The sequence below is a fragment of the Streptantibioticus silvisoli genome, assembly GCF_027947535.2.
Taxonomy (GTDB): Bacteria; Actinomycetota; Actinomycetes; order Streptomycetales; family Streptomycetaceae; genus Streptantibioticus_C; species Streptantibioticus_C silvisoli.
In genome coordinates this window covers 121,276-133,858 of record NZ_JAAGKO020000003.1, presented here as the reverse complement: position 1 = coordinate 133,858, position 12,583 = coordinate 121,276, and the positions used below count along the sequence as shown (strand labels likewise).

Sequence of the window (12,583 nt, the reverse complement as noted above, 5' to 3'; positions counted from 1 at the left end):
CGACCACCGGGGCCCACCGCGTCCCGCCCGCACCGCCCGGCGCGCCCGCGGTCAGGTCAGCCGGTGCAGCGTCACCGCGCTCAGCGTGCCGCCGGCCGCCTCGGCGGACAGGTACGTGTGGTGCGGCTGGCGCCGGCGGTCGGTGGGCGAGCCGGGGTTGAGCAGCCGCAGGCCGCCGGGGGCGACGGAGTCCCACGGGATGTGGCTGTGCCCGAAGACCAGCACGTCGAGATCGGGGAAGCGCTCCGCGCAGCGGCGTTCACGGCCGCGCGCCGGGCCGGTCTCGTGCACGACGCCGAACCGCACACCGCCGAGTTCGGCGCGGGCGACCAGCGGCAGCCTGGCCCGCAGTTCGGGGCCGTCGTTGTTGCCGTGGACCGCGACGAGCCGCCGTGCGCGGCCCAGCAGCAGGTCCAGCGCGGCGGTGTCCACCCAGTCGCCGGCGTGCAGTACCGCGTCGGCGCCGTCCACGGCGGCCAGCAGCGCGTCCGGCAGCCGCTTGGCACGCCGGGGCAGATGGGTGTCGGAGGTGATCACGAGACGCACACCGCCGACCGTACCCGTGCGGCGGCCGGCGCACCGGGCGTCGCACGGGTACGGCGGGTCACACCTCGGACACGCCCATCGCGCGCAGCAGCATCGGCAGCGACCGGTGCAGTTCGCGCTGCCAGTACGGCCAGGAGTGGGTGCCGTGGCCGTAGAAGTCGGTGGTCAGCCGCCGGTCGCCGAGCGCGGTGAGCCGCCCGGCCAGGTGCTGGTTCTCCGCCAGGAACAGCGTCTCGTACGCGCTGGTAGCACCGGGCGGGTCATAGGGTCCCGCGACGCCGTCGCCGCAGGACAGGAAGACCGGCAGCCGCAGCAGCGCGGGCGCCAGCGTGTACGGGTCGTGCGCGGCCCACACCGCCCGGTCGGTCACCGGGTCGCCCCACAGGGCGTCGGCGTCGGCGCCCTCACCGGCGGCGATGGCGGCGATGTTCTGCGGCCCGCCCGGGGTCTCCAGCGGGTCGGCCACCCCGCTGTAGGACGCGGCGGCGCGGAACATCCCCGGGTGCCGGGCGGCGTACGACAGCGCGCCGAAGCCGCCCATCGACAGCCCGGCCACCGTACGGTCCGGCCCGCCGCCGTAGGAGGCGTCCAGGATCGGCAGCAGCTCACGCAGGTGGAAGGTCTCCCAGCCGGGGGCGCGGCCGGAGCCGTCGTCGCCGAGCCAGTCGCTGTAGAAGCCGGTGTTGCCCGCCTCCGGCATCACCACCAGCACCCGGCGCAGCTGCGGGATGTTCGCCACGTCGGTCATCGCGGTCCAGCTGGTGTAGTCGCCGCAGCAGCCGTGCAGCAGCCACAGCGTCGGCCAGTGCCGTCCGTCGCCGGGCCGCCAGCCGTCCGGGGTGAGCAGCCTGACCTGGGCCGTGGTGCCCAGTGCCGGGGAGTCGACCGTCAGGTCGACCTGCCGCGGTGCGACCTGACGGGCCGCCACCACCCGGGCGCCGTCCGGCGCGGTCGCCGCCACCGGGGAGGCGGCGGCGGGCGGCCGGGCGGCGGCCGGCCCGGCGCCGGAGCCCAGCACGGCGATCAGCGCGGCCAGCGCCACGGTCACCGCGGTGCGTAACAGCCGGGTCGAAGTGCGCATCCGATTCTCCTCAGCGTCCGTAGCCCGGCAGGCCCGAGCCGTAGGGCAGCAACGTGGTGTCCCCGGCGGCGTCCGGCACGGTGACCGGCAGGTGCCCGGTGGGCGCGGTGCCCAGCAGGGCGTCGGAGACCGCCGACAGGGTCACCGGCTGGTAGCCGTAGGCGGCCAGGCAGGTGCGCGCCCCGGGGAAGTACGCCAGGTCGTACGGGCCGCCGACGGTGACGACCACCACCGGTCTGCCGGTGGCCAGCAGCTGGTCGACCAGGGCGCGCTGGGTGGCGTCGCCCCAGGCGTTGTAGGTGGTGACCACCGTGACGTCGGTGGCCCTGGCGGCGGCGACCGCGGCGTCGATGGCGGCCTGGTCGGGGGAGCCGGTATAAAGGCGCCGGGTGCTGACGCCGGCCGCGGTCAGGTCGGCGGCCAGGGCGGTGGTGGGGCTCGCGCCCCAGCCGGTGACCAGCACGTGCCGGCCGGCGGCCAGCGGCAGGGTGCGGTCGTCGTTGCGCAGCAGCGTCATCGAGCGGCGTGCCGCGTCGGCCATGGTGGCCAGGTGGGCCGGGGTGCCGACGTTCGCGCCGACCGCGCCGGAGGTGGTGTACGGGTCGGTGAACAGCCCGAGTTCGTACTTCTCGCGCAGGATGCGGTAAACCGATTGGTCGATGCGGGCGGTGCTCAGCGTGCCGTCGTGCACCGCGGTCAGCACGGTGGCGACGGCGGACGGCAGGTCGGCGGGCATCAGCAGCTCGTCGTCGCCGGCGTTGATGGCGTCCAGGACGATCCGGTCCGGTGCGATGCCGCCGAGGGCGGCGGCGCTGAGCGAGTCGGTGATGACGACGCCGTCGTAGTGCAGGGTGTCGCGCAGCAGGCCGGTGACGATCGGCCGCGACAGGCTGGCCGGCGCCCCGGAGGGGTCCAGCGCCGGGGCGACGATGTGCGCGGCCATGACGGACTGCACGCCCGCCGTGATCGCGGCACGGAACGGCGGGACGTCCTCGGCCATGATCTCGGCCCGGGTCCGGTCGGTGACCGCCACGCCGTTGTCGGTGTTGACGGTGGTGTCGCCCAGCCCGGGGAAGTGCTTGACCTGCGCGGCGACACCGGCCGACCGGTAGCCGTCGACCGCGGCGGTGCCCAGCGCGGCGACCGTCGCTGGGTCGTCGCCGAAGGAGCGCGGGCCGTCGGCGCTGTTGGCCGGTTCGGTGTTGACGTCGACCACCGGTGCGTCGTCCACGGTGATGCCCAGGGCCCGCAGTTCGGTGCCGCCGGCCTTCGCGGTGTCGTAGGCCACCCGGGGGGAGAAGGCCGCGCCGATCGCCATGTTGCCTGGGGAGACCGCCAGCGGCGCCCCGATCCGGTTGACGACGCCGCCCTCCTGGTCGGTGCTGATCTGCAGCGGTACGCCGTCCGGGTCGCTCAGCGCCGCCCGCTGGAGGCCGTTGGACAGCGCGGCGATCTGCTGCGGGCCGGCCAGGTTGCCGGCCCAGCCGAAGTAGATGACGCCGCCCAGGTGGTACTTGGCCAGCAGTTGGGCCCCGTTGCCGACGTCCGGGCCGTACAGGTGGTGGTTGGCGGTGGCCTGCGCGGCGGTGGTGGTGGTCGCGCCGGTGCCGTGGACCTCGCAGACGAACAGCTGGCCGACCTTGTCCCGGAGCGTCATCCGCGCCATGGTGGCCCGGATCTGACGGTCCGTCGAAGAGGCCGGCCCGGCAGCGTGCGCGCGGGCCGGCGGAGCGGCCGGCGTCAGCGTGGCCGCGGCCGCGGCCAGCAGGAGAGGCAGGACCGCACGACCACGCATCTTCCAGCCTCCGGGGGCTAAGTGGAATAGACCAGGCGTCCGGGTGCCGACGCATTCGACCGCGACGGCTGACCCGCTGTCAACGATCCTCACGTCATTGACCGAAGCCCGCTACCCGCGTAGCGTCCGGTGCCGTAGTGATCCGCACGCTTGATCCACTCCGCCGTCCCCACCTGTCGCGAGGCCCGTCCCCCGCCGCCCGTCCCGGGCGGCCCCGGCCGTTTGCGGCCCGTCAGGGCCTCGCCGCTCGCCGCCCCTCGAACGCGCCGCGGGAGGAAGAACCCACATGGCACGGCTCAGCCGACGAGGCTTCATCGCGGCCTCCGCGATCGCCGCCCCGGTCATCGCCGCCGGCCCGGCACACGCCGCCGCGACCGACGGCCCGTCACCGACCGCACCGCGCGCGGGCGTCGTCCCCGGCGCCGACCAGCTCGCCGCCGGCCGCTGGAAGGCGTTCGCCGGCCGCCGCACCGGGGTGCTCACCAACCCCACCGGTGTGCTGCGCGACCTGACCCACATCGTCGACGACATGACCGACGCCGGGGTCCGGCCGGTCGCCGCCTTCGGCCCCGAACACGGCTTCCGCGGCACCTCGCAGGCCGGCGGCTCCGAGGGCGACTACCGCGACCCGCGTACCGGCATCCCGGTCTACGACGCCTACGGCGCCACCGCCGACGCGCTCGCCGCGATGTACCGCAAGGCCGGCGTCGACACCGTGGTCTTCGACATCGCCGGCGTCGGCGCCCGCTTCTACACCTACACCTGGTCGATGTACACCGCCATGTGCGCGGCCGTCGCCACCGGCGCGTCCTTCGTGGTCCTCGACCGGCCCGACCCGGTCGGCGGCCAGGCGTACGGCCCGCTGCTCGACCCCGCCTACGCCACCGGGGTGGGCCTGAAGCCCATCGTGCAGCAGCCCGGCATGACCGCCGGCGAGCTGGCCGGGATGTTCGACGAGCTCTTCCTGCCCGCCGACTGCGGCGGCAAGCGGCTCGGCGACCGGCTGGAGGTCGTCCCGGTGCGCGGCCACCGGCGCGCGGACCTGTTCACCGACACCGGCCTGCCGTGGGTGCCGCCCAGCCCCAACATGCCCACCGGCGACACCGCGCTGCTCTACCCCGGCACCTGCATGTTCGAAGGCACCCTGCTGTCCGAGGGGCGCGGCACCACCCGGCCGTTCGAACTCATCGGCGCCCCCGGCATCGACTGGCGCTGGGCGCAGGAGCTCAACACCCAGGGTCTGCCCGGCGTGCGGTTCCGGGAGAACTACACCGTGCCGACGTTCGACAAGTTCGCCAACAGCACCTGCGGCGGCGTCCAGGTCCACCTCACCGACCGCCGCCGCGTCGACGCCATCCGTACCGCCGTCGCGATGATCGTCACCGCCCGGCGGCTGTACCCCTCGGTCTTCGGCTGGCGGCCCGACAACTGGATCGACGACCTCACCGGTTCCAGCCGGCTGCGCACCATGGTCGACGCCGGCGCCGGCACCGATGACGTCGTCGGCGCCTGGAGCGCGGAACTCGCCGCCTTCCGCGCCCGCCGCGAACCCTTCCTGCTCTACCGCTGAGGCGACGCGTCCCGACAAGGCGGTGCCCGTGCCGTGGACGCGACATCGAACTCGCCGACGCGACGCCCCGCCGCCGTGCCCGCCGCCGACGCGACGCCGGGCCCGCGGACGTGACGTCCCGCCACCGGTGCGGCCCCGCACCGCCGATACGACGCCGGACCACCGACGCCCTGTCCCCCCGCCGACGCGGCGTCCCCACCGACGCGCCGCCGGACCGCAACCCGAAGGAGAACCGTCCGATGCTCGATCGCAGAGCCGTCCTCGCCGCCGTCCCCCTGACCGCCGCCGCCGCGGTGCTGGGCGTGCCCGCCGCCGCCGGGGCCGCCGTGCGCCCCGCCGCCGCGCCCCGGCCCGCGCGGGTACCGCTGACCGGCCGCTTCGACCAGCCGCAGCAGGACTTCGCCCCGCAGCACACCCTGCTGCGCTCCGCCCCCGGTGCCGAACTCGGCCTGGACCAGGGCGCGTTGCAGGCCGGCATCGACATCGTCAACGGCTACACCGTGCCGGACCCGGCCACCGGCCACCCGCTCTACTCCGGCCAGGTCACGCTGCTGGCCCACGACGGAGTCGTCGTCACCCACGAGGCGGCCGGCTGGGCGGTGCGCTACGCCGACCTGGCGGGCGACCTCCTGCCGGACAGCCAGTGCATCGAGATGCGCCCCGACACCATCTTCGACCTGGCCTCGCTCTCCAAGCTGTTCACCTCGATCTGCGCCATGCAGCAGATCGAGGCCGGCACCCTGGACCTGTCGGCCACCGTCGCCAGTTACCTGCCGTCCTACGCCAGCAACGGCAAGGGCGACATCACGATCCAGATGCTGCTCACCCACACCTCCGGGCTGCCGGCCGACCCCACGCCGGCGCTGTGGACCTACCCGGACATGGCCTCCAAGGTCGCCGCGATCCTCGGCACCGTCCCGCAGTACGCGGCCGGTTCGACCTACCTCTACTCCGACCTGAACATGCTCTCGTTGCAGCAGGTCCTCCAGGCCATCACCGGAAAGACCCTCGACACGCTGGTCGAGGAGGGCATCACCGCACCGCTGCGGATGCGCGACACCATGTACAACCCGCCGGCCTCCCTCAAGCCGCGGATCGCCGCCGAGGAGTACGAGCAGGGCCCGGGCGAGCCGCAGCGCGGCCTGGTGTGGGGGCAGGTGCACGACGAGAACGCCTGGGCGATGGACGGGGTGGCCGGCCACGCCGGTGTCTTCTCCACCGTCGCCGACATGGCGGTGCTCTCCCAGGCCGTCCTCAACGGCGGGGTGTACGCCGGGCACCGCATCCTCAGCGAGGAGTCGGTGACCGAGATGATGACCAACTACAACCAGAAGTTCCCCGGCGACTCGCACGGCCTGGGTTTCGAGCTGGACCAGCGCTGGTACAGCGGCCGGCTGGACAGCCCGCGCACCTCCGGGCACACCGGTTTCACCGGCACCACCATCGTCATCGACCCGCTGTCGCGCTCGATCGCGCTGCAGTTCAGCAACCGCTGCCACCCCACCCGCAACTGGGGCTCGACCAACCCGGCGCGCCGGGCGGTCGCCGACGGCCTGGCCAACGCGATGGCCGTGCGGGTGCCCGGCGGCGGCCGCAGCTGGTACGCCGGCAACCCCGACGCCACCACCGCGACGCTGGACGCCACGCTCACCGCCCGCGGCAGCGCGCTCCAGGTCGCCTGGACCGGGTTCGTCGACACCGAACCCGGCGACGACCTGCTGACGCTGCTGGCCAGTACCGACGGCGGCACCACCTGGACCACCGTCGCGGTCACCGCCACCGGCGACGGCGCCCCGGCCGGCCAGGTCACCGCGCTGTCCGGCGGCGCCCGCGCCTGGTGGCGGGTGACCGCCGCGGTGCCGGCCGCCACCGGCCCGCTGGTGCTGCGCTGGCAGTACGTCACCGACGCGGAGTACACCGGACGCGGCGTCAACGTCGCCCACGTGACGGTCCGCGACGCGGGCGGATTGCTCCTGGACGGCGACCGCGCCCCCGGGGCCTTCACCGCGACCGGGTTCACCCTGACCGACCGCTGACCACCGCCCGTTCCCGCCTTCCCCGACGCCCGGAGCCCCGGACCCCACGGTCCGTGCTCCGGGCGTCGTGCTGTGCGGGCACCGGTCGCACGGGGGCGGTGGGGCGGGAGGGGACAGCGGTCACCGGGCGGGCGCGAGGTGTCGTAGTGGTGAAGGGCCGGTGAAGCCGCGAAAGGCGTCAAATCCCCATATCCGGGTGCGCGGTTGGCGTTTTTTGGCGCAGGCTTTGCCGTCGGTGCCCGGTGGCGGTGTGCCGACCTGTGATTGTCTGCACATCGTCAACCGCTCCCGGGCGGGGGGCAGTTCGTCGCCAGGTGCCCGGCGCCACAGGTGCCGCCGGGTTTGCTCGTCGTTCCGCGACACCACCGCGAGAAGGAGCACCATGTCGGCAACCTTCAGAATCTCCGCCCTGTCCGCGGCCGCCGCTGCCGCGGCCCTGCTGTCCGCCGCCATGATGGCGCCGCAGGCGGGTGCGGTCACCCCGCACGCGCTGCGCATGACGCCGATGGCCGGCCAGCGCATCATGGACCCGCACGGCCGCATCCTGCACAGCAGCAGCTCGAACTGGGCGGGCTACTCGGCCACCGGCGGCACGTTCACCAGCGTCTCCTCCAGCTGGGTGCAGCCGAAGGGCACCTGCACCAGCAAGGACACCTATGCGGCGTTCTGGATCGGCATCGACGGCGACGGCAGCGACTCGGTCGAGCAGACCGGCAGCGAGGTCGACTGCTCGGGCGGTTCCCCGCAGTACTACGCGTGGTACGAGATGTACCCGGCCTACCCGGTCAACTACACCAACACCGTCAAGGCCGGCGACCACTTCACCTCGACGGTGAGCGTCAGCGGCAGCACCTTCACGCTGAAGCTGGCGGACACCACGCAGGGCTGGACGAAGACCACCACCAAGACCTCCTCCACCGCCGAGGACGCCTCCGCCGAGATCATCGCCGAGGCCCCGGCCAGCGACAGCGTGCTGCCGCTGACCAACTTCGGCACCGCCTCCTTCACCGGCGCCACCGCCAACGGCGAGCCGATCGGCGACTTCGACCCGGACCAGATCAACATGGCCTCCGGCAGCACCACGAAGGCCACCACGTCGGCGCTGTCCGGCGGCGAGAACTTCTCCGTCACCTGGGACCACAACTGACGTCCCGCACCACGTGCGGCGGGCGCGGGGGTCAGATCGAGGCGCGCAGGGCCTGCACGCGGCTGACGGCGGCGTCGAACGCGCTCTTGGGCAGCGACCCGGAGGTGTAGGCGTCGGCCAGCGCGTTGACCGCGTCGATGCCCTGCGAGACGTCGCGGGCCGAGCACAGCAGCAGGTCCATGCCGGCGCCGGCCGCCTTCACCGAGCGCTGCGCGGTGGTCATCGACGACGGGATCGCGCCGGCCTCCAGCGCGTCGGTGATCGTCACGCCGGTGAAGCCGAGGCGGTCGCGCAGTTCGCCCTGGATGATGGCGGACGAGAAGCCGGCCGGGTTCGTGGAGTCCAGCGCGGTGTAGATCGCCCAGGAGACCATGACCGACTTCACGCCGGAGGTGATCGCGGCGGCGTAGGGGTACTCGTCGATGTTGCGCAGGTCCGACAGCGACTGGGTCAGGGTGACCGGGCCGGCGTCGGTGTCCTCGCTGGCGGTCGCCGCGCCCAGGCCGGGGAAGTGCTTGGCGCAGGCGACCACCCCGGTCTGCTGCTGGGAGTGGATGAAGACGCTGCCCAGGCTGGAGCAGACGGCCGGGTCGGTGCTGTAGGAGCGGCCGTACTGGTCGTCGAAGTCGCCGGCCGTGCGGTAGACGTCCAGCACCGGGGCCAGGTTCATGTTCATGCTGGCGCTCAGCAGGTTCTGCCCGGCGCCGGTGCCCGCGCTCGCCGCCTGGCTGGACGCCTGGGACGACGCGCCGATCTGCTTCTCCGACAGGGTCGGCGCCCCGGACAGCCGGCGCACCTGCCCGCCCTCCTGGTCGGTCATCATCAGCAGCGGGGACTTCACCGGGTTGGAGGCGTTCGCCTCGTTCAACTGCGCGATGACGGAGGCGATCTGGCTGTTGCTGGAGATGTTCTCGCCGAAGAAGATGACGCCCGCGGCGTGCCCGTAGGAGATGGCGGTCAGCAGGCTCTGCGGCGGGGTCAGGCCGGGGTAGGACCAGATGACCCGCTGTCCGGCGGTCTGCGCGGCGGTCAGCGTGGCCGGCCGGGCGGCGCCGGGCAGCCGGGTCGCGGCGGCGGCCGCGGTGGTGGTCACGGACGCGGCAGCCACGGCCGCGCCGGTCGCGGCGAGGAGGGTGCGTCGCCGGACGTGGAGACTGCGGGGCTCGTCCATGGGTGCCTCTTCCGGTGCGAGGGGTGGGAAGCGCTCGGTGCCGCCTGATTGCCGTGGCCATGACAGGCGCCAAGGCGTTGCGACCGTACGCGTGATCATGCCGCACGCGGAAGGGGATCGCCGGAACTCCATTGGTCTCGACCACCGGTGGACTGAAAGAGCTGCGGAGATGACTTCCGCCGAAAGTAAAGACTTCCCAGGTGAAAGGCGGCCCGGCGGCCGCGCTGCCCGCGCTGTGCGCCGGCTGTGCCGTCACCTGCGGTGGCCGCGCGCGTACGCCGGGTCGCCGATGTCTTCAAAGGTGGCGCTCGCGCGCGGTGGTGCGGCGGCGGATCGGCCCGGGCCGCCGCCGCCGGAATTTACCAACCCCCGCCCAGGTCTTCGCCCGCCACGTGTAGTCCGCGACACGTCGATGTGCTGTTCTGTGCATGCCATATTCGACGTCCTTGTGAGGTGCGCAATGTCCGGCCTGCCCATCCGCTCCCTCTGCGTCCTGGCCGCCGCCGCGCTGGCCACCGGCTCCGGTGCCGCCGTCGCCGCCACCCCGTCGACCGCCGCCCCGCACACCGTCACGTACACCCTGGTGACCGAGCCGACCGACGGCTACACGGCGATCTACAACCTCATCGGCGCGGCCAAGACGTCGATCGACATGACGATGTACGAGCTGACCGACACCACCGCCGAGCAGGACCTGGCCGCCGCCGCCAAACGCGGGGTGAAGGTCAGAGTGATCCTGGACCAGAACCTGGAGAAGTCGAGCAACACCACGGCCTACAACTACCTCAACGCCAACGGCGTCCCGACGGTGTGGGCCTCGAAGACGTATGCGGCCACCCACCAGAAGACCGTCACGATCGACGACACGACCAGCGCGATCATGACCGGCAACCTGACCAGCCAGTACTACTCCACCAGCCGCGACTTCGCCGTCATCGAGAACAACTCGCTGGACGTGAAGGCGATCGAGAAGGTCTTCAACGCCGACTACGCCGGCACCGCGATCACCCCGACCGATGGCGACCACCTGGTGTGGAGCCCGACCGACTCGCAGTCGCAGATCCTCGCCCTCATCAACGGCGCCACCAAGACGCTGTCGGTGGAGAACGAGGAGATGGGCGACGCCACCGTCACCACCGCGCTGGAGAACGCCGCCAAGCGCGGGGTGAACGTCGAGGTCATCATGACCAACGACGACAACGAGTACGGCACCGAGTTCGACGCGCTGACCGCGGCCGGGGTGCACGTGCACACCTACGCCTACACCGCCTCGCTCTACATCCACGCCAAGGCGATCGTCGCCGACTACGGCACCAGCGCGGCCCAGGTGTTCGCCGGTTCGGAGAACTTCTCCAACGCCTCGCTCAACGAGAACCGCGAACTGGGCTTCCTGACCAACAACACCACCATCATCTCCGGCGTCCAGTCCGCGCTCGCCTCGGACTACGCGGGCGGCACCAACTGGTCGTGACCGCACGGTCGTAGGACCGCGCCGGCCCGCGGGCCGGGTCCGCGCGCACCGCGCCGGGACCCGGCCCGCACCCGTCGCACGGCCCGTCGCCCACCGACCGCGCCGACCCGGCGGGGCTGCCGCCGACCCCTACAGCTCGAAGACGCCGTAGCCGAAGCCCTCGGCCACCACGTCGCCGTCGCGCACCTCGGCGCCGTGCGCGACCAGCGGGCGGAACGCGCCGGACAGCCCGCCCAGCGCGACACGGCCCGGCTCGCGGCGGCCGTTGACCACGACCAGGTGGCTGCCGCCGCGCAGGTACACGAACGGGTAGCCGTCGCTGAGCACCTCCACCGAGCCGCCGGTGCCCAGCGCCGGCGTCGCCCTGCGCAGCGCGATCAGCTGCCGCACCTGGTGCAGCAGCGAAGCGGGGTCGGCCTGCGAACCGGCCACCGTCGGGCGGTCCGGCGCCGGGTCCACCGGCAGGTAGAGCCGGTCGGCCGGCGCGCCGGAGAAGCCCGCGTTGGCCGAGTCGTCCCACTGCATCGGGGTGCGCGACCCCTGCCGGGCCTCCCCGTCGAGCTGGCTGCCCTCCTTGTCCGGCAGCCCCGGCACGTACCGCATGCCGATCTCGTCGCCGTAGTAGACGACCGGCAGCGTCGGCCAGGTCAGCTGGAACGCGAACGCCGGGGCGACCATGTCGCGGGTGCGCGGACCGCAGGTCAGCCGGGAGAAGTCGTGGTTGGCGGTGGGCAGCGCCACGAAGCCCGCACCGTCGATCGCCCGGTCCGCCTCGCCCCACGCGGACAGGAACTCCGCCATCGAGCCGCGGCCGTCCGGGTCGAAGTAGCACGCCTGGTCCGTCCACCAACTGCCGCGGCTTCCGGTGGAGTTGTCCCACAGCGACCGCATGCCGCGCCCGACGAAGTGCAGGAAGAAGTCCGCGTGCAGACCGGCCGGCACCGACGTCTTCGGGTCGCCCCACTCCGACAGCAGCACGCAGTCGGGGTACGTCGCGTCGATCCAGTCGCGCATCTCGCCCCACAGCTTCGCGGTCTCCGCCAGCCCCGGGTCGTCCTTGACCAGGGAGGCCGCCATGTCCACCCGGAAACCGCTGACCCCGTGGTCGAACCAGTAGGCCATGATCTTCCGCAGCGCCGCCCGGTTGGCCTGCGGCGCCTCGGCGTCCACCGGCTGCCGCCACGGCTCGGCCGGGTCCATCCGCGCGTAGCCGAAGTTCAGCGCCGGCTGGATGGGATAGAAGTTGGCCAGGTAGTAGCCGCCGCGCCGGCCCTGGTTGGGAATCCAGTCGCGCACCGGCGCGCCCACCCGGTCCGACCAGATGTAGCGGTGGTCGGCCGGGTCGTGCGCCGAGTGCTGGAACCACGGGTGCCTGTGCGAGGTGTGGCCGGGCACCAGGTCCAGCATCACCCGGATACCGCGCTCGCGGGCCGCCTCGACCAGCGCGAAGGCGTCCTCGTTGGTGCCGTAGCGCGGTGCGATCGCCAGGTAGTCCATCACGTCGTATCCCGCGTCGCCGAACGGCGAGGCGAACAGCGGGCTGAACCAGACGGTGTCGACGCCGAGCCAGGACAGGTAGTCCAGCCGCTGCGCCGCGCCGCGCAGGTCACCGACGCCGTCATTGTCGGAGTCGGCGAAACTCTGCGGGTAGATCTGGTACATGACGGCGTCGGCGAGCCAGCGGGGGGTGGAACGTCGGGAGGTCATCGGCAGAGATCTTCTCCAGGACGGGGTGCGCGGCACCGGCCGGCGCCGCGCGACCCGAG

Annotated in this window: 9 protein-coding genes; 4 read left to right on the top strand and 5 right to left on the bottom strand. The window is 73.1% G+C overall.

Annotated elements, in window-relative coordinates:
• Positions 1–51 precede the first annotated feature (51 nt).
• From POF43_RS03415 to POF43_RS03405, 3 genes are read right to left on the bottom strand one after another with little or no spacing between them, the layout of a single operon-like run.
• Positions 52–546, bottom strand: coding sequence for a metallophosphoesterase family protein (locus POF43_RS03415; RefSeq protein WP_271316127.1), 495 nt, complete (start codon positions 544–546; stop codon positions 52–54).
• A 58-nt stretch (positions 547–604) separates the two neighbouring features.
• Positions 605–1,627 carry an alpha/beta hydrolase gene (locus POF43_RS03410; RefSeq protein ID WP_271323083.1) on the bottom strand — a complete coding sequence of 341 codons (1,023 nt, stop codon included), beginning with the start codon at positions 1,625–1,627 and terminating at the stop codon, positions 605–607.
• 10 nt (positions 1,628–1,637) lie between these two features.
• The gene (locus POF43_RS03405) at positions 1,638–3,284 is read right to left on the bottom strand and encodes a glycoside hydrolase family 3 protein (protein ID WP_271323084.1); all 1,647 of its coding nucleotides are present in this window, start codon (positions 3,282–3,284) and stop codon (positions 1,638–1,640) included.
• A 424-nt stretch (positions 3,285–3,708) separates the two neighbouring features.
• Here POF43_RS03405 and POF43_RS03400 point away from each other — a divergent pair, with 424 nt between their 5' ends.
• The 3 genes from POF43_RS03400 to POF43_RS03390 all read left to right on the top strand — a co-directional run bounded on the left by POF43_RS03400 (position 3,709) and on the right by POF43_RS03390 (position 8,175).
• On the top strand, positions 3,709–4,992 hold the full coding sequence (locus POF43_RS03400) for an exo-beta-N-acetylmuramidase NamZ family protein (RefSeq protein ID WP_271323085.1): 1,284 nt from the start codon (positions 3,709–3,711) through the stop codon (positions 4,990–4,992).
• Between the two features lie 239 nt (positions 4,993–5,231).
• Positions 5,232–7,028: a serine hydrolase domain-containing protein gene (locus POF43_RS03395; RefSeq protein WP_271323086.1), complete on the top strand. Its 1,797-nt coding sequence runs from the start codon at positions 5,232–5,234 to the stop codon at positions 7,026–7,028.
• 382 nt (positions 7,029–7,410) lie between these two features.
• A complete protein-coding gene (locus tag POF43_RS03390; protein ID WP_271316769.1) occupies positions 7,411–8,175 on the top strand; it encodes a G1 family glutamic endopeptidase in 765 nt (254 codons plus the stop codon).
• A 31-nt stretch (positions 8,176–8,206) separates the two neighbouring features.
• Here POF43_RS03390 and POF43_RS03385 read toward each other — a convergent pair whose 3' ends face one another.
• Complete coding sequence (locus tag POF43_RS03385; RefSeq protein ID WP_271323087.1) at positions 8,207–9,346, bottom strand: glycoside hydrolase family 3 N-terminal domain-containing protein; 1,140 nt, start codon at positions 9,344–9,346, stop codon at positions 8,207–8,209.
• Positions 9,347–9,806: 460 nt separating this feature from the next.
• On the opposite strand from POF43_RS03385, the gene POF43_RS03380 reads away from it, so the two are divergent.
• The gene (locus tag POF43_RS03380; protein ID WP_271316767.1) at positions 9,807–10,817 is read left to right on the top strand and encodes a phospholipase D-like domain-containing protein; all 1,011 of its coding nucleotides are present in this window, start codon (positions 9,807–9,809) and stop codon (positions 10,815–10,817) included.
• A gap of 129 nt (positions 10,818–10,946) precedes the next feature.
• Here POF43_RS03380 and POF43_RS03375 read toward each other — a convergent pair whose 3' ends face one another.
• Positions 10,947–12,524 (bottom strand): alpha-amylase family glycosyl hydrolase, encoded by a 1,578-nt coding sequence (locus POF43_RS03375; protein WP_271323088.1) that lies wholly within the window; start codon positions 12,522–12,524, stop codon positions 10,947–10,949.
• Between the last annotated feature and the right edge of the window lie 59 nt (positions 12,525–12,583).